Raw genomic sequence first — 18,983 nt, 5'->3', positions numbered from 1 at the left:
GTTATTCTATATTTCTGAGAGTATCCATTAGCTCTTTATACTTAATGAGCTTTTTCTGGGCCTTGTCACCCATTTTGGATATCCGGATGGTTGTTTTTAATAATTTTTCATAAGATTCAGTCAGCTTCATATATTCAACAATAAGCTTTCGAATATCGTTTGGAATAGATGAAGAAACCGCTTTTGCCTTCTCAATCATTTCAAAATGTTCAATGAACGGTTTTTCACTTTCATCAAGTTTTTCAGAGTCGAATGCCATGGAATTTTTCCTTATTATACAATAAGATTGAATTTAAATGCTACATCTTCTTTAATTTCCTCACCCATTTCTTTCATATCCTCATCATCTTCCTTGTAATACCAGTTGATCTCAACCTCACCGCCGCTCTTATAGTAATGCTGCAGTTTATTTATAATATCACTCAGAAATTTAATGGAACTTGAATTAAGATAATCAATTTTAAGATTCAGGGTCAGCGGTTTTGTAACCTGCAGAAAATAATTCTGAATCCATGTTATCAGCGGCTGAAAGAATTCACTCGTATTCTCAGGATAAGATGAGCCGGATAATTCAAGAATACCCGTCCTTGCATCAAAATTAACTGCCAGTGTGCTTTTGGTTTTGTATATAATCAGATTTTCCATTTATTCACCTCGTTTGATTTGTAACTGTAATATCATTGTACTTGTATCCGCCTCTAAATCAGCCGTAATTTTACTTTTGGTTTTCCTCAGCACTTCAATAATGCCAATACCGCCCCCCTTGCTTTCAGCATCCGATGCTGATCTTACCTTCTGCTTATATACTGCCTTTAACTCTTCAGCTGATAAATTATTAAATTCATCAATCTTTGTTTTTATCATCATATATTTAGAGATATCAATCTTATTCCGTGTTGTAATCAGGAATGCAGAATTACTGAACTCAACGGAAAAACTGCCAATACCGCTGTTCCGCCGCTCATCAAGCCGTTCTGCTGAATAAAATCCGATATTCTGAATCATCTCATTTGTACTGAAAAGCAGTATTTTATAAAGTGGCAGCGGAAGTTTTTCAGAAACTTCTGCCTCAAGTATATCGGTAAACTCTTCTATCAGTTCATGATCGCAGATTCCCTGATAGTCAATCAGCAGAAGATTTCCCATGGTATCGTGCTCAAGCCGTATTCTGCTTTTTTTACCGGATTGGTTATAACTGCCTGGCCGCAAGCCGACAAATGTTATATCGTCCCGCTGACTTTCCTCTCCCATGTGATTCATCAAAATTTCAATGATTTTTTCTTTCTGCCTGATAAGCGGCTCATGCTGCAGCTGCACAAGAACACGTTTCAGATTCCCGGAACCAAACTTAATATTCTCATTATTATTTTGATCGGTTATACCATCCGTGAATACATAAAAACAGGTATTTCCAGTATAGGGAACCCTGTGTTCAGTAAACGTAAGTGATTTCCTCACATCACCCAGAGATTTTTTATCCCCCTTAAACTCAGTCAGTTCTTCACCTTCAACCACATACATTGGCCTGTAGGCCCCGGCGAATATCACTTCATTTTTACCAGCTGCAAATTTGCATACTGCTGCATCCATTCCGTCAAAAGTTTCTGCATGGGTATCTTTATTGAGTTCATGAATAATTCCCTCATCAAGGGCATGAAGTATTTTGCCGGGACTGGTGATACCCTTCACCAGAACAATATCATTAAGCAGGGTGTTACCAATCATGGACATGAATGCACCCGGCACACCGTGCCCCGTACAGTCAACTACCACAACAATTTTCTCTCCGTGAACTTCGCCGGCCCAGTAAAAATCTCCCGAAACAATGTCTTTCGGTCTGAATATCAGAAAACTTTCGGCAAACAGTTTTTCGAAAATAGTTTTGGCCGGAAGTATTGCCTGCTGAATGCGCTTTGCGTAATTAATACTGTCGGTAATGAATTTATTGTGCTGTTCAAGCTTCTTGTTCTGTTCTGCAAGCTGACGTCTGTTTATTGAAAGTTCAAGATGGTTATTAACCCGCGCGAGCACAACAGGGGCTGAGATCGGTTTCGGAATAAAATCCACTGCTCCAAGATCCAATCCTCTGGTTTCATCGGAAATATCCGTCTGACCCGTAATAAAAATAACAGGTATATCTTTTGTCTCCGGGTCCTCTTTCAGTCTTCTGCACACTTCAAAACCATCCATTCCCGGCATCACAATATCAAGCAGAATTAAGTCAGGCTTTTTTGTCTGAATTATCTGAAGAGCTTTTTCACCATTAAGAGCAACAAGCTTTTTATACCCCTGCAATACCTCTCCCAGAATCGTTATATTTTCCGGGGCATCGTCAACTATAAGTATAGTGCTGTTACTTTTATTCATTTGCCAGTAAGTTTTTGTGTCACCAGGTTAATGATTTCATCCGCATCAAATGGTTTAATAATATATTCTTCCGCGCCAACTTCAAATCCTCTGATAAAACTTGCAGAATCAGACTGACCTGTGACAAAAATGATCGGAATCCGGGCTGTTAGCGGATTGGCTTTTAATTTTTCTGCAACCTCAAATCCGCTCATGTTCGGCATAATGATATCCAGGAGAATCAAATCAAGGTTAGGAAACTTTTCCGCAATCTGAAGTGCTTTTGCGCCGTTAGTAGCAACTTTAATATCATACCCAGAAAGTATTTCAGCGAGAATGGAAATATTCTCAGGTGCATCATCAACGATTAATATTGTTTTTGCGGACATGTCCAGATCGTGTTAATTAATAGATATTATATTTCTTCGGCTGCCCGGGGCAGGAATACAGAAAAAACTGAACCTCCTTCGGGATTATCTTCCAGTGTTATTTTGCCTCTGTGCAATTCAACCAGCCGCTTTGTCAGTGATAAACCGAGGCCAACACCCTCAAACGCCCGGTTCAGTCCTTCATCTGCCTGTCTGAATTCTTCAAATACGGTCTTCTTTTTTTCTGCCGGTATCCCTATTCCGTTGTCCATAACAATAATAACATCGGAAATGTGTCCAAGATATTCTGAAAGCATGAATACTATACTAATCTTACCGCTTTTGCTGTACTTGACAGCATTACTGATAAGATTATTGAATATTAAATCAAACATTACCGGATCTGCATAACCGGGATAATTATCTTCACTCTCACCAATATATAACTCAAGTTTTTTCTGCTGTATGAGCGGAATAAATTGCTGGACAATTCCCTGAATTCTTTCTCTATAGCTGAATCTTGAGTAATTAGGTGACATTCTTGAAGCTTCAAGATTAGAAAAGCTTACAATGGAATCTAGTGTCTCGTGAAGCCGCGTTGCAGATTTTTTTACCGCATTCAAAAACAGCAGATGTTCCGGATTGGTAATCTCTGCAAGTAAAACTTCAAGTGATCCAAGAATCCCGGTCATAGGTGTCCTTAATTCATGGCTTATAAGAGCCATAAAACTTGATTTCAGACGGCTTGCCTGTTCAGCACGCTGTTTTTCAAGAAGCAGTTCATGAGTTCTCTGTTTTACCTGATGTTCAAGTTCTTCATTCATGTTCAGGAGAAGCCGCTGATAAGCACTGGAACTGATGTGTGCGGCAATTCTGAATTTTATTTCATCAGCATCAAAGGGTTTAGTGATGTAATCAACCGCGCCAAGACGGAATCCTTTAACTTTCTCTTCAGGCTTAGACATTACAGATAGAAATATTACAGGTATTTCACTGGTAACCGGATTTGCTTTCAATCGTTTGATGACATCAAAACCATCCATGTCAGGCATCACAATATCAAGCAGAATCAAATCAATTTCTTCAGTAGCTAACTCAATTGCCTTATGCCCGCCTGTCGCAATTTTCAGGCGGTAGTCAGATAAAATCTCACCGAGTATTGCTATATTCTCAGGGACATCATCCACTATCAGTATTGTCGGTTTCTTGGATCGATTGTTCATGGTAATGACTTAAATTTTCTTTACAACCTGATTCACTTTTTGAAGAGCTTCTTCAAATGAGAAGTTTTTTATATCCTTTTGGATTTCCTGAAGCTGTCCGTGGAATTCTGCAACACCCGGCAGTGCTTCTATTTCATCAATTTTTTTATATGACTCAAAATCATCCTGTCTGAGCAGTTCTGCAAGTTCATTGAGCAGATTTGTAAAACGCACCTTATCTAGTTCACCGCTGACAGCTGGTTGAGTCTTTTTCATCGAATTAAGCCATTCAGTTATTTCAGTCAGTGCCGGTTCTAATTGAGATTGCATTTCATAAATCAAAGGTAATGTTTCATCTAATCTGTTATCACGCAGGGTGTACTCCACTCTGCCGCTGATTTCCTGGACTGATTTTGCTCCAAGATTACCTGCCACTCCTTTAAGAGTATGGGCAAGTCTGATGGCGAGTTCAATGTCGCCGTTCCTGATGGCTGACTTAATGTTCTCAACTGTATTGTTTTGGCTCTCACTGAATTTGGTAAGAAGATTCAGATACAGTTTCTTATTATTATTAACGCGCTTCAGCCCTTCTTCAATATTTACAAATTGCAGTGCCGGCAGTTCAACCTCAGCTGCAGGTTTATTTTCAGCCGGGGCTGCATCAGAAACTCTTTTGCCTGGCTTTATCCACGTAACAAGAGCCTGGTAAACTTCATCAGGATTTATTGGCTTAGATATAAATCCTTTCATGCCAAGCATAATGCATTTTTCTTTTACTCCGGACATAGCATCAGCAGTCATTGCAACTATCGGAAGTTCGCTGTATTCTTTCAATTTACGGATTTCAATGGTAGCCGTATATCCATCCATTACAGGCATCTGAAGATCCATGAAAACCAGATCATATTTACCCGGAACTCCGGAATTCTTAATCTTCTCTACAGCTTCGGCGCCATTGTTTGCTATCTCAACTCTCATACCTGCTGCCTCAAGGAGTTCAGTAGCAACCTGCTGATTTATTTCGTTATCCTCAGTGAGCAGCACTCTTGCCCCTTTTATTTCTTCAATACCGGAATAAGCAGTACCTGTTTGTTCGGTTTCCACTATCCTCTCTCCGGTCTTTCCAAAGACCTGCATAATAGAATCAAACAGGATGGAATGATTAACCGGCTTTGTAAGGAATCCGTTAATGCCAATTTCACTTGCTCTGTGCGCAATTTCTTCCTTGCCGAAAGCAGTGACCATAATAATTGCTGGCGTTTTAATACCGCTGTTCATTCGAATAAGCCGTGAGGTCTCAAGGCCATCCATATCAGGCATCTTCCAGTCCATAAGTACCAGTTGATATGGTTCTCTCAATGCGCTTTCCAGTTCACGGATTGCTTTTATGCCTGAATCTACCGTCTTCACTCTGAAGGAAAATGATACAAGCGCTTCGTTTAAAATCATTCTGCTGGTTTCATTATCATCAACAACCAGAACTTTAATGCCCCTCAGATCAGGTGAAGGACGGAATTCTTTGGTTTTCTTTTCAGTTGCCTGCCTGGCTATTACTGTAAAATAGAAAGTACTTCCCTTTCCTGGTTCACTTTCAACCCAGGCTTCACCTCCCATAAGTTCAGAGAGCCGTTTCGAAATGGCAAGTCCGAGCCCTGTTCCGCCGAATTTTCTTGTGGTTGATGAATCTGCCTGCTGAAATGCGGTAAACATTTTTGCAAGCTGTTCCTCGTTCATACCGATACCGGTATCCGATACTGCAAATTCCAGTTTAATTGCATCTGCTACTTTCCTTATCTGTCTTACCCTTACGGTTATATCACCCTTCTCAGTAAACTTCACGGCATTACTGCAATAATTAGTAAGTATCTGTCCGATACGCAGCGGATCCCCTTTCAGATGGTGTGGCACATCAGGGGCAACATAGATAGAAAATTCCAGACCTTTTTCCTGCGCTCTGTGCGCGATCAGATTTGAAACCGTATCGAACATTGTCTCAAGATCAAATTCAATTTCTTCGATCACAAGTTTGCCGGCTTCAATCTTGGAGAAATCCAATATATCATTAATAATGCCAAGCAGAGACTGTGCCGACCGGTCTATTTTAGCAATATAATCTTTCTGACGCTTGTCAAGTTGTGTCTTCATGATCAGATGTGAAAGCCCTATAATGGCATTCATGGGAGTTCTTATTTCATGAGACATGGTTGCCAGGAACTGGCTCTTAACCAGCGTAGCTGATTCTGCCGTTTCTTTTGCAGATTTCAGTTCATCCTGGATTTTTTTCAGATCGGTAATATCAATTACTGAGCCGACAAGACAATCTTCTCCGTTATACTCAAGAGGAATAAAACTCAGGAGCACGTTTCGTCTTTCATGTGTTTTATATCTCTGGAATGTAACTTCAAAATCTCTTACATAGCCATCCCTTCGCAGATTCTCAACCAGGGCTTTATGGTCTTCAGGGTTATCATACCAGTCACTTGCCCTTGTAGAGTTCAATTCCTCCATTGACAATCCATGAAACTCTGCCATTGCAATATTTGAGCGGATAATTTTTCCGTCTTCAACTCTGGTTACCGAAGTTGGTATGGGCATTGCATCCACCAGACGGTCAGCCATCTCTTTGGCGTGCACCAGATCTCTTTGGATATTTTTTAATTCCGTCAGATCAAGAAGCGAGCCGACAAGGCACTGTTCACCCCCGTATATGATCGGAAGATAGGATACTGAAACATCCCTCACTTCGTTATTACCGAGACGCTTAAACTGAATTTCTTTATTGACAATCTTTCCGGTTCGTTTCAACTCTTCAATAAGCGAAAACCTGTCATCAGGATTAGCGTACCATTCAATTGATTTGGAATCCCTGATCACTTCTTCAGAGGCAAGATGAAAATCTTCAGCAGCTTTATTAATGCGCATTACCTTGTCATCGCTAATTCTGGTAACCGCGGTCGGAATCATCATCGAATCGAGAATGCTTTCTGTATCGGCTTTTGACCGCGCTATCTGTTCTTCATAGTTTTTTCTATCGGTGATATCCGTAACAACACCATATATATGTTTTACACCATGCTCATCTGCCTGAATATTTCCGATTGCGCGTATCCAGACAACTTTGCCGTCAACAGGCCTTAAAAACTTATGAGTCTGGTCAAAACTGTCTGTTTCGCCGTTGGCAACAGAGAGAAAAGCTTTGAAGACCACATCTGCATGTTCCTCATCAGTTGCCCTTACTCCCTTGTCAAGTTCTGCTATCGGATATCTGCCATCTTCATTAACTTCGAATCCGTATATCATAACGGCTTTAGGAGACTCCCAAATTGTCTGTGAACCATCAAGAGCCACATCCCAGAAACCTGAATTAGAAAGCTCAAGTGCATTGTCCGCAAGCACCAGAGTCCGCTTCAGTTCATTTTCCAGTTCTTTTCTGCGGGTTATATCACTAAAACTGACAACTGAACCAATTACAAAATCACCTTTAAATATCGGGGTTACCGTATATTCAACTGCAACAGGTGTGCCGTCTTTTTTCCAATATACCTCATCGTCCACTCTGGATACAACCCCCTTATCCAGTGTTTTTCTGATTGCACACTTTTCTGCCGGATATTCCGTGCCGTCAAGGTAATGATGATGGAATACTGAGTGCGATGATTGTCCGATCAGTTCTTCTGCTTTAAAGCCCAGAATTCTTTCCACGCCGGGATTAATAAAGGTAATTAAACCGTCTTCATTAGTCCCGAAGATACCGTCATAAACTGATTTGAGAATGGATTTAGTATTTTCTTCGGCCGCTTTACGCTCAGCAAGAAGTTTCTTTCTTTCCGTAATATCCCTAAAGGAAATCACCGCACCGCTTATCATACCTTCCTGCATAATAGGCGCTGCTGAAAACTCTACCGGGAACATCGAACCATCCTTGCGGAAGAAATAATCAGAATCCGAGCGGACAAATTTTCCGGACTTAACCACGTCTACAATCGGGCAATCCATTGCAGGAAACAGCCTGCCGTCAGGATAATGATGATGAGTAATTTCATGTGCATGACCGCCTAATACCTCATCTTCATTATATCCGATGATGGTCAGGGCTGCCGGATTAATTTTGATAATATGTCCCGAAGTATCAATAACCATAATGCCGTCATAGACCGATGAGAGAATTGTTCTGCTCTTCTCCTCCTGATCAATAATTTTTTGCTCGGCAAGCTTTTGATCGGTTATGTCACGGGATATACCCATAATACCCAGTATCTGATTATCCTTTCCCTTAACCACAAATTTATTCGTATGCAGCAGCCGCATCTGCCCTGTTTTAGTTTCAACCCACTCCTCTGACTCTACATTCTCTGAAGAATCAAGTGCCTTTTTATCCATATCTGAGTAAAATCTTCCCTTTTCTTCATCAAAGATTTCTTCAGAGCGTTTTCCTTTTACCTGATCCTCCGTAAATCCGTTAAATTGTGTAAACGAATTGTTAACCGATATATATCTTCCGGCTGTATCCTTAAAAGTTACGATATCAGGGATGGAATTAACCAGAATCCGGAATATTTCCTGATTCTCCTCCTGTTTCTTCTTTTCAGTAATATCAATTCTAATTGCATAAAACTCCACCGGCTCCTGCTTTTCATTAAGCATCGGCACCAGGACTGTATCACACCAGAAAAACTCTCCATTTTTTGCCTTATTCCGAACCTCACCGCGCCAGATTTTGCCAGCTAATAATGTATTCCAAACCTCAGCCCAGAATTCGGTTGGGTGATAGCCGGAGTTAATGATACGATGATTCCGGCCAAGCAGTTCCTCACGTGAATATCCGGAAATAAGACAAAGGTTATCATTGACATAGATAATATCCCCCTGGAGGTTTGTAGTGGAAGTCATTGTTGAAGCATCAAGCGCTTTAACATGAACATTCAGTTCAGCGGTTCTTTCCGCAATTTTTCTTTCAAGAGATTTATTAAGGCTACTAACCTCATCTTCATATTCCCTGAGTTTAGAAATATCAGAGATGGTGCCAACAACGCGCGTAGGATTACCCTTTTCATCAAATTCAGCTGCCGCACCTTTTGCATGTACCCAGATCAAGCTGCCATCTTTGCGGACCATTTTTAATGTCCTTGAGTATCTTCCCTCTTTCTTAAGATCCCTGTAAGCCTGCAGCAGCGAGAACTGACGGTATTCGGGATGATTCAGCTGAGCCCATTTTTCTACTGTCGGTTTAAATTCACCCGGCTGATATCCGAGCATAACATAAAAACGGTCGCTGAAATAGAGATTGCCAGTCTTGATAAACCAGTCGAATATGCCGTCATTTGTGGCCTGAAAGGCGTATTTAAATCGGTGATTCAGTTCCCTGATCTCCTGATCACGGTTATCAATGTTCAGTATCAGTTCATTAAATGAACTTACCAAAACCCCGATTTCATCCTTTGAACTTGTTGTGATTTTCTTGAAGTGCCTGCTCCCGGTAAGAATATTTACCTGACGGGTAACTTCTGCCAATTGTCTTGTTACACTTCCGGCAATAATAAATGTCAGGAGTAGAATTCCGAGTAATAAAAGGATACCTTTAATGATCTCTTTTGCAAAAATATCATTAACTTCACCGAGAACATCATCTTCACCCACAACAACGGCAATACTCCATTTATTCAACGGGATGGTGTTGTAATACACCCATAGGTTTCCGGTATTATCATTCGAGGGAATTACCATTTTACCTGTCCCTCCCCCGAGCATTTTTCCTGCTAATTCCATCCGGCCGATAGAATCCATCTGAGACATTTTATTGTCAAAAATCGTTAACCCTGATTTGTTTTTTGTTGAATGAAAAACAAACTTCCCTTTGTCAGAGAGCAGAAAAAAGCGGAATGTGGGAAAACCCGATTCAAGTACCTTACTGGTAAGTTCATCGAAAATAAACTGAACGGTTGAGACCCCGAGAAATTTCCCTTGTTTCAAAATCGGGACCGAATATCTGCAGACCAGCAGACCTGTCTCCCTGTCACGAAATGGTTCTTCCCAATAAGATTGTAAAGTTTTCTTTGGTACAGAATACCAGCGTTCTGTACTGTCCAGATAATTCAACTTTGGTGCTAAATCAGCTCGAAAAATGGTACCATCCCTATCAATAGAAACGGATGGCATAGAAGGTCTCCCATTATTGTAAAAAGGTTCGAACGCAAACCGGCTCCCCACTAGCAGTTTCCCCTTCCCAATATTTGCCTCGAGATAAGGCAGAGCTTCCCCGAATGAAACCCGCTCAGAAAACTCCACATATTCTGCCCCGAGATCGCCAACCACCCTGATAAAATCTAACTGTGCCTCAACAATTTCAGACAACGAGTGTGATTCATGAGACATTAACCTGTCAGTTCTCTCAATAAGCTGTTTTTTCTGATCAGAGATCAGAACAGCCTGATGTATGCCCAGGAGCAGGAGAACCGGAATGGCTGTGAACAGAAATATTTTGACTTTAAGCGATCTTTTCATGATGTACATTAGCTAAGCATGAGAGAAACCTGACCACACGCGTTTATAACTACGTACATCTGAATAGCACAAATAAAGTTAGCAGCCCGGAGGCTCAGTTCACTCTATAAGACACCATCAGAAGCATGTATAAAACGCTATTATACTTCCCCGCTTCCTGGGCTTAAAGGGAATTATATTATGCTGAAATATACATATTTCGTACCAGTTTTTACTTTACCGGAAAAATCTTAATCCTTGGTCTTCTTAAAATACCCCCATTTTAACAGTTTTTGAGCTATAATTCCGGAGGTTCTGAGCTTATTCTCCCGGTTTTTCCGGAATTCTTTACCAGGGTACTGTCAGGATTCCTGATAAGTAGAAATCGGTGAAATATTATTAAATACGGCAAAGTAAAAGGACGCTAATTCTGGGATTCCAAGCACGCCAATAAGAACCGGCGGCATTTTGTGCAACTCCACAAGGGTAACTTATCCGATTCCTTCGTCCAAAATCCTGAGATCAGGACTATTTAAATATTTTCTTTACGGAATAATTGATTATATTCAATTGCTAAAAAAATTGCACAAATGAACAGTGGTATGAATTCATTGATGCCGAGGCAGACTGTCTCATTCAGAGCGGCGCTTCGTTGTCAGGAAGATAACTTTTTCAATGGTCGCATCTTCTCCGGGGTGTTCGGTGAATCATCTGCAGCTTTGTAAATCTAATTTTCACTCAGGGACCACTCCGATAACCCGGACGGTTTCACTTAGTAATTCGAAACGATATTTTACCCACCCTGCCGGACAGATTCGTCCAGGACAATCCCGAAAAAAGTAACATTATGAGTCACCAGATAAATAAAGATCTTTTTAATGAGTTCTTTGATGCGCTCCTGAAAGGGAAAAAGGATGAGTGTTTCCGAATTTCCGAACTGTTTCTCGCTGAAGGGCTCAGCATAAAAGAGTTGTATGAATCCGTCTTTAAACCCGCTCTCTATAAAATCGGACGTATGTGGGAAAAAAACCAGATCAGTGTAGCCACCGAGCATCTGGCAACAGCTATTACCGAAACTATTTTGAACTCACTTTATAACGAAATTAAAAGCACGAAAAAAACAGGAAGAACCGCTGTGCTAGCCTGCCTTGAAAATGAATTCCATCAGGTCGGCATTAAAATGGTTCGTGATATCTTTGAAAAAAACGGATGGGAAACCTATTTCCTCGGAGCAAATACTCCTGCTGCAAGTGTGGTATCTCTTGCAAAATCCATAAAGCCGGATATTATAGCCGTATCGTTCAGCATTTATTCCCATCTTAATATACTTGAAAATATGCTGACTGCCTTCCGGCAAGAACTCGAGGATATACCAATTCTTGCCGGCGGGCAAGGTTTCCTTCACGGCGGAGAGGAAATGCTAAAGCAGTTCAGTAATGTGACCTATCTGCCCGACCTTAACACTCTCGAAGAATTTATTCAGTCTTATGAACTTGAAACAGTATGACAAGGAATGATTTTATTACCGGAGCAGAATCCCTCAAACCGATTTCTGCAGAAGCTCTTGCCGAATATGAAAAAAAATCCGATATCCTGATTGTTTTAATAAACAATCATATGCAAAGCAGACCGGATCTATATACACTCATCGGCAAGGATAACCTGCAGATGATGTTTAGCAACCACACTAATCATGTCAGGTTCATGACTGCCATCATGAAGAATTTTAATCCCCGGATACTGGTCGAAACAATCCTGTGGGTACTCCGCACATATAAAAGCCATGGTTTTAGTATCAGCTACTGGCCGGCACAGATAAGCAGCTGGATAACCATTCTTCAGGCAGAACTTAGCAGCAATGCTGTCAAAGAAATACTTCCATTCTATCAGTGGATTGAAGCCCGGCTAGCTCAGATGGATGCTTATGTAACTGAATATCCTGAAGAAGAATGAATACCTTCCTGCCCTTCTGGAGTGAGCAGCTGAAAGATCATCTTCACTGCAGCAACTCTATAGCTCTTGGATGGTTTTCTCTTGACGGGGAACTAAAGTATGCCAATTGTTTTATGGAGGGACTGGTTGGTAATAAAGGAACAGCCTCATTTCTGAATCCGGATTTCACAACCCTTGTCAGTTCGCCCTCTTTGGAGGGTGTTATATTTCAGGGATATATAACCTTTCTTTCGGATTCCAGGTTAAATACATCACTTCTTGCAAAAGTCTATAAGAAAGATAATGAAATACTTGTTGCAGGCGGAGTTGACGTAGAGCAGATGATTAATCAGAATGCTGTAATGTTTTCCCTTAATCAGGAAATTTCGGATCTTCAGCGTAAAGTAATTGATGAAAAAATCGCTCTCGAAATTGCCCTGAAAAAACTTGAAGAAGCCAACAAAGAACTTATAACCCTGAATAACACAAAGGATAAGTTCTTTTCCATTATTGCGCATGACCTCCGCTCACCTTTCCAGGGATTTATGGGACTTACAGAAATGCTCGCGGATGAAGAGAGTTCTTTCACGGAAAAGGATTTCAGAAGATATTCGGCTTCACTCAACAAAACTGCACGTAGTCTCTATTCACTTCTCGAAGATCTTCTGCAATGGACACAGATACAGCGGAATACTATCGTGCAAAACTCAGCAAGAATATCAGTTGAAGAGCTGATCAATGCGGTTTTACATCAGTTTGTTTCAGTGGCGCTGTTTAAGGAAATCACCATCAGGCATGAAGTTGAAAAAGGTTTATCAGCGGTTGCTGATATGAATATGATACAGACGGTTCTCCGTAATCTGATTTCTAATGCGATTAAATTTACAAACCGGAAAGGAAGTATCTTCATTTCCGCCAAAAGGGCTGATAACAAAGCACTAATAACTGTTACTGACTCTGGTGTTGGTATTTCACCTGAAAATCAGGAAAAAATCTTCAGAATAGACGCAAAGTTCAGAACAGAAGGTACCGAAGGAGAAGCAAGCACCGGACTGGGCCTGCTTCTATGCAAAGAGTTTATTGAAAAAAACGGTGGAAAACTTGTGTTAGTAAGCGAGGAGGGTAAAGGAAGCAGCTTCTCGTTTGATATTCCTCTCGCTCAGGATTGAACGCCTGCTGGGTTAAACAGCGCGCCGCTCAGAATTAAATCTTTATTATATACATCCTCCCTGAACTGCACCTTTCCATTCTGATCAACCCACGCAGTATAGTAATCAATAAACAGGATTACCTTTTTGTCAAGTTTGACAGTAGTTGTCTTTTCCTTATTATCAACCTGCCTCAGCTGTTTACGGTTCTGATAATATTCCTTTACAATATCTTTATCCGCGACCTTCACTCCCGTTTCAATCTTCACATAATCCAGATTCCACTTTGAGTGATTCCGCAATAAATATTCTGCAAGCATATAAGGCTTTTCAACTCTTACGCATCCATGACTGACCGCCCGGTTTGCGTATCCAAACGGCGCGCGGGTTGGGGTATCATGCAGATAAACGCCAAACCTGTTCTGAAAGATGAACTTAAGTTTACCAAGCGCGTTAAACGGATCAGGACTTTGCACAAAGCTGTAGGGTATGTTCTCCGGATCATAATTGCGAAGATCAATTTGTGATATATCCATCTCCTCATTATCACGGTACACTTTGAATTTTTTTCTCACCAGATAGGTAGTATCTTTCCTGTATTCACTGTAGAGTTCTTCACGGATGATACTGGGTGGAACCGTCCAGGTGGGGTTCAGCACCACATGAGAGATTTCTGCATAAAGCTGCGGAGTCTCCCAGTCTTCCGGTTTGTGTTTTAACTTCAGCGTCTTTTTATAACGGTCCAGCTGATCCTGATAATATTTTGAACGCTTTTTTCCGGTGCAGACTTTTATCTCCCCTGATACTGTTCCCCCCTCATGCATATATACCGTAAATGCGGGTATATTTACCAGAAGATAGTCTGAGCTGTCAGTATAGGTTGTCCAGCGGTAACGTTCAAGTGAAAGATATATCTTCTGCAGATATTCATCAGGCGTAACATTGAGCCAGTCAATGGTTGATTTGCCGGGAATTCCGTCAGGCACAAGTCCACGTTCCTCCTGAAACTGCGTAAGTGCCTTAACCAGATTCGAATCATAAATCACCTGACTGCGTATATCAATGCCGGTTGTATCAAAAAAATCAAGCTGATTCAGCCGCTCTGCAATAAGCGGAAAATCTGAATCTCTGTCCCCCGCTTTCATTTTCCTGCTGAAGTAAGGTATCTTCTTCCATTCATGCGTTTTTAACTCTGCATAATATGGTACTGCCATCCTGAGACTATTGTATCGCTCGTCTCTGAATTCGGTTTGCTGAAGCAGCTCTTTGATATTGTCAGATTGCAGCGGTTCCAGAAAAACCCGGTCAGCACTGTCAATAACCGGAATTGCATAATCGCTGTCAAATATATTTTTTGGATTCAGCCTTCCGTAACGGAGATGCGATACATACTTTGCCAGACCAGATGCCATGGAAAGTTCTGCAAGCGCCAGAAACTTATGCCTTTCATCGGGGGGCAGACTATCCCTGCTAAAAGCATTTTCAAAAAAAGCGGAAATCTTTAAGGTGTTATATTCTTCCGGTTTTAATCCGTGGCTGCCTGCCCCTTTAAGGGAGGTTAGCAGAAAGTTAAAGAGTGAGGTATCTTCGAAACTAAAAAGGAGAGCCGGAGTAAAATGCCGGGAGCGGTAAAAACTGATTATCGAATCCCTTTCAGCCGCGGTTACTGAATCGTGAAAGATATTGCTCTGCTCCTGGTTAAGGCATGATTCGATCTGAAGCATAAAGATATCCTTGTCATATCCCATTCTCTCATTTAAAGTTGGGATACGCTCCGGAGGGGTTTCTTCGCAGGAGTATAAGAAAAACGAAAAAACGCTCAGGAAAAGGATAAAAAACCCCTTTTTCCTGACTAAAAACTGACAATAAAGCCGCAAATTCATCATAAACCTCCCTGACAATTTAGCAAACTTCCCTCATTTCCTTTCAGGAAATCGGACGGTATGTGACCATCATCATCGGCAGAACGTATGGGATTCATCTGCTCCGGATCAGGAATCGGTTTTATCCCCTTCGGAGACTGGTTTTAACCTTCATAACAGAATCTTAATATCGAAAAATCTTGACAAATTGGTCAAAACCCCCTATATTAGCACTCGTCTTTTTTGAGTGCTAATAATTTTACAAAAAATAAACTAATGGAGAAAAACATGAGCAAACTCAATATCCAGCCTCTGCATGACAGAGTCGTAGTAAAGGCAAAAGAAGCTGAAGAGAAGACCAAGAGTGGTCTCTATCTTCCTGACACCGCAAAAGAAAAGCCAATCGAAGGCACCGTTGTTGCAGTCGGTACCGGCAAAGTTACCGAAGATGGTAAAACCCTTCCTCTGACTGTAAAAGTTGGTGATAAGGTTCTTTACGGCAAATACAGCGGAACCGAAGTATCAGTTGATGGTGAAGAATACCTGATGATGCGCGAGTCAGACATTTTTGCAATTATAAAGTAATTATTAAACTAAACTGGAGAAATAACAATGGCTTCAAAATTAATCGAATTTGACAGCGATGCCCGTTCAGGCCTGAAAAAAGGTGTGGATAAGCTCGCTAATGCAGTAAAAGTAACCCTCGGCCCCAAAGGCAGAAACGTAATCCTCGAAAAGAAATTCGGCGCTCCGACCGTTACCAAAGACGGTGTATCAGTAGCAAAAGAAATTGAACTGGAAGATCCCGTAGAAAATATGGGCGCTCAGATGGTCCGCGAAGTTGCTTCCAAGACCAGTGATGTTGCAGGTGACGGTACCACCACCGCTACCGTTCTTGCTCAGGCAATCTACAGAGAAGGCCTCAAGAACGTAACAGCAGGCGCTAACCCGATGGACCTCAAAAGAGGTATTGATCTGGCAGTTTCAAAGGTTATCGAAAACCTGAAGAAAATGAGCAAAGAAATCAGCGGCAAAGAAGAAATCACTCAGGTTGGTTCAATCTCCGCTAACAACGACCACTCAATCGGTCAGCTCATTTCTGATGCAATGGATAAAGTCGGCAAAGATGGCGTTATCACCGTTGAAGAAAACAAAGGTACTGAAACCGCGCTTGATGTGGTTGAAGGTATGCAGTTCGACCGCGGCTACCTCTCCCCTTACTTCGTAACTGACACCCAGACCATGGAAGCAGTTCTCGAAGATCCTTTCATCCTGATTCACGATAAGAAAATCTCTGCAATGAAAGACCTTCTCCCGGTTCTGGAGAAAGTTGTTCAGCAGGGCCGTTCACTTCTTATCATCGCTGAAGAAGTTGAAGGTGAAGCTCTTGCAACTCTGGTTGTTAACAAACTTAGAGGAACCCTCAAAATAGCTGCTGTTAAAGCTCCTGGCTTTGGCGACAGAAGAAAAGCAATGCTCGAAGATATCGCAGTTCTCACAAACGGTACTGTTATTTCTGAAGAGAGAGGCTTCAAACTGGAGAATGCAACCGTTTCCTACCTCGGTACTGCAAAGAAAGTTGTTATTGATAAAGATAACACCACCATCGTTGAAGGTGCCGGTTCATCAGATGAAATCAAGAAGAGAATTGCTGAGATCAAAGCTCAGATTGAAAAAACCACTTCTGATTATGACAAAGAAAAACTCCAGGAAAGACTCGCTAAACTTAGCGGCGGTGTTGCAGTAATAAAAATTGGTGCATCAACCGAAGTTGAAATGAAGGAAAAGAAAGCCCGTGTTGAAGATGCTCTGCATGCAACAAGAGCTGCAGTTCAGGAAGGTATTGTTCCGGGCGGCGGTGTGGCTTATATCCGTACCATTGAAGTTCTTGAGACCCTCAAAGGTGAAAACGAAGACCAGACAACCGGTATCCAGATCATCAAAAAAGCTCTCGAAGAGCCGCTGAGACAGATCGTTAATAATGCCGGACTTGAAGGTTCAGTTATCCTCCAGAAGGTAAAAGAAGGCAAAGGTGACTTTGGATTCAATGCTGCTAACGAGAAATATGAAAATCTCTTTAAGTCAGGCGTAATTGACCCGACTAAGGTTACCAGAACCGCACTTGAAAATGCAGCTTCAGTATCTGCACTCCTCATCACAACTGAAGCAGTTGTCTATGAGAAGAAAGAGAAAGAGCCTGCTATGCCTGCTATGCCTCAGGGCATGGGCGGCGGCATGGACGGAATGTACTAAAATTAGTATCCTCCATCTGAGTTCTAAAGGCAGTCCCGCAGGCGGGACTGCCTTTTTTTATATATTTAAAGATGTCATTAAACCATATTTATGTCAACTGAACTTTTAGCCGCTTTTTTCCTTCTTTTGCTGAACGGAATATTTGCCATGGCAGAAATTGCCATTGTATCTTCCACAAAGCTTAATCTCCTGCAAATGAAGAATAAAGGGAGCAAAGGTGCTTCTGATGCGCTTGATCTTCTGCAGGAACCGGAAAAATTTCTCTCTACTGTTCAAATCGGTATTACACTTATCGGTATTGTCGCGGGCGTAGTGGGTGGTGTATCCATAGCTGATGACCTTATCCCCTTTTTCGCCGGTTTTGAACTCATTGGTAAATACGCTGAGGAAGTTTCCTATCTGGTTGTTGTAAGCCTTCTGACTTATTTTTCTGTTGTAATCGGCGAACTTATTCCGAAAGCAATCGCATTTAAGAATCCAGAAAAGATTGCCGCGATTCTTTCACCTTTTATGAAACTGATTCTGAAGTTTTCACTTCCTTTTGTCTGGATATTCAGTAAATCAACCTCCTCTGTTCTGAAACTGTTCAAGGTTGATATGAATGAAGAAAAACCGGTGACTGAGGAAGAACTGAAGTTCTATATACAACAGGGCATGACTTCCGGCTCTCTTGACAAAAGAGAGTCTGAAATACTCAATCAGGTTTTTGCTTTTGGTGATAAAAGTGTTTTTGTGACCATGACTCACAAGAATAAAATTGTCTCGCTTAATGCGGATGATTCAGTCGAATCTATCAAAGCCATTATCAGAACTCACGGCTATTCCCGCTACCCGGTTTATGATGGACGGGAAGATAATATCATAGGCATACTTGAAGTAAAAGATTTTTACGAAGAGCTGCTTCACTCTACCTCGGAAAAGCTGAACAAACAGATTCTTACCGAACCTGCATATTTCCTGAAACAGACTCCTGCAATTAAAGCGCTGGATATCTTCAAGAGTTCGAAAATTCATTTCGGAGTAGTAATTGACGAATATGGCAATCTGCAGGGGGTAACCACACTGCATGATCTCATTGAAAGTATTCTTGGGGCATTTCCTGAGTTTGATGAGGCAGAAAGCGACCGCATAAAGAAACGGGATGACGGATCGGTGTTTTTATCCGGTGATCTCCGCGTTGAAGAAGTTAATGATGCCCTGGGGATCAAACTCCCCCTTTCCGCTGAATATTCAACAATAGCAGGACTGATTCTTAATCTCACCGGAAGAATCCCTGAAGTCGGGGAAAAAATTCTAATAGACGGTTACCATTTTGAAATAGCTGACCGTGACGGGCCAAGAATTGATAAAGTTATTATGAGTGCAAAGGCCGAATCCTGACGGCTTTTCCAC

The 18,983-nt window shown here is 41.4% G+C and carries 13 protein-coding genes; 6 read left to right on the top strand and 7 right to left on the bottom strand.

Annotation, left to right across the window (positions count from 1 at the left end):
* Position 1: 1 nt before the first annotated feature.
* The 6 genes from HRU80_09480 to HRU80_09455 are packed head-to-tail and all read right to left on the bottom strand — an operon-like array spanning position 2 to position 10,417.
* Positions 2–259 carry a hypothetical protein gene (locus tag HRU80_09480; GenBank protein QOJ29102.1) on the bottom strand — a complete coding sequence of 86 codons (258 nt, stop codon included), beginning with the start codon at positions 257–259 and terminating at the stop codon, positions 2–4.
* A 14-nt stretch (positions 260–273) separates the two neighbouring features.
* Entirely contained in the window at positions 274–645 is a 372-nt protein-coding gene (locus tag HRU80_09475; GenBank protein QOJ29101.1) for a DUF1987 domain-containing protein, read from the bottom strand.
* Positions 646–2,367, bottom strand: coding sequence for a response regulator (locus HRU80_09470; protein QOJ29100.1), 1,722 nt, complete (start codon positions 2,365–2,367; stop codon positions 646–648).
* A complete protein-coding gene (locus tag HRU80_09465) occupies positions 2,364–2,735 on the bottom strand; it encodes a response regulator (protein ID QOJ29099.1) in 372 nt (123 codons plus the stop codon). The genes HRU80_09470 and HRU80_09465 overlap by 4 nt, the downstream gene beginning before the upstream one ends.
* A gap of 26 nt (positions 2,736–2,761) precedes the next feature.
* Positions 2,762–3,937: a hybrid sensor histidine kinase/response regulator gene (locus tag HRU80_09460; protein ID QOJ29098.1), complete on the bottom strand. Its 1,176-nt coding sequence runs from the start codon at positions 3,935–3,937 to the stop codon at positions 2,762–2,764.
* 9 nt (positions 3,938–3,946) lie between these two features.
* Positions 3,947–10,417 (bottom strand): PAS domain S-box protein, encoded by a 6,471-nt coding sequence (locus HRU80_09455; protein QOJ29097.1) that lies wholly within the window; start codon positions 10,415–10,417, stop codon positions 3,947–3,949.
* 826 nt (positions 10,418–11,243) lie between these two features.
* Between HRU80_09455 and HRU80_09450 the strand changes: the two genes are divergently transcribed.
* From HRU80_09450 to HRU80_09440, 3 genes are read left to right on the top strand one after another with little or no spacing between them, the layout of a single operon-like run.
* Positions 11,244–11,903 carry a cobalamin B12-binding domain-containing protein gene (locus tag HRU80_09450; GenBank protein QOJ29096.1) on the top strand — a complete coding sequence of 220 codons (660 nt, stop codon included), beginning with the start codon at positions 11,244–11,246 and terminating at the stop codon, positions 11,901–11,903.
* Positions 11,900–12,349 (top strand): hypothetical protein, encoded by a 450-nt coding sequence (locus tag HRU80_09445; protein ID QOJ29095.1) that lies wholly within the window; start codon positions 11,900–11,902, stop codon positions 12,347–12,349. Before HRU80_09450 ends, HRU80_09445 begins: the two co-directional genes overlap by 4 nt.
* A complete protein-coding gene (locus HRU80_09440; protein ID QOJ29094.1) occupies positions 12,346–13,497 on the top strand; it encodes a HAMP domain-containing histidine kinase in 1,152 nt (383 codons plus the stop codon). Before HRU80_09445 ends, HRU80_09440 begins: the two co-directional genes overlap by 4 nt.
* Here HRU80_09440 and HRU80_09435 read toward each other — a convergent pair.
* Positions 13,488–15,200, bottom strand: coding sequence for a L,D-transpeptidase family protein (locus tag HRU80_09435; protein ID QOJ29093.1), 1,713 nt, complete (start codon positions 15,198–15,200; stop codon positions 13,488–13,490). The genes HRU80_09440 and HRU80_09435 overlap by 10 nt on opposite strands.
* 426 nt (positions 15,201–15,626) lie before the next feature.
* On the opposite strand from HRU80_09435, the gene groES reads away from it, so the two are divergent.
* The 3 genes from groES (at position 15,627) to HRU80_09420 (ending at position 18,971) form a co-directional block, all read left to right on the top strand.
* Complete coding sequence (gene groES, locus HRU80_09430) at positions 15,627–15,923, top strand: co-chaperone GroES (protein ID QOJ29092.1); 297 nt, start codon at positions 15,627–15,629, stop codon at positions 15,921–15,923.
* Between the two features lie 27 nt (positions 15,924–15,950).
* Complete coding sequence (gene groL / locus HRU80_09425; protein ID QOJ29091.1) at positions 15,951–17,591, top strand: chaperonin GroEL; 1,641 nt, start codon at positions 15,951–15,953, stop codon at positions 17,589–17,591.
* Between the two features lie 90 nt (positions 17,592–17,681).
* Positions 17,682–18,971, top strand: a complete 1,290-nt coding sequence (locus tag HRU80_09420) for an HlyC/CorC family transporter (protein ID QOJ29090.1) — start codon at positions 17,682–17,684, stop codon at positions 18,969–18,971.
* The last annotated feature ends 12 nt before the right edge of the window (positions 18,972–18,983 follow it).

Source organism: Ignavibacteriales bacterium, assembly GCA_015709675.1.
GTDB lineage: Bacteria > Bacteroidota > Ignavibacteria > Ignavibacteriales > Ignavibacteriaceae > H2-BAC3.
This window is presented reverse-complemented; position numbering and strand designations above follow the sequence as displayed.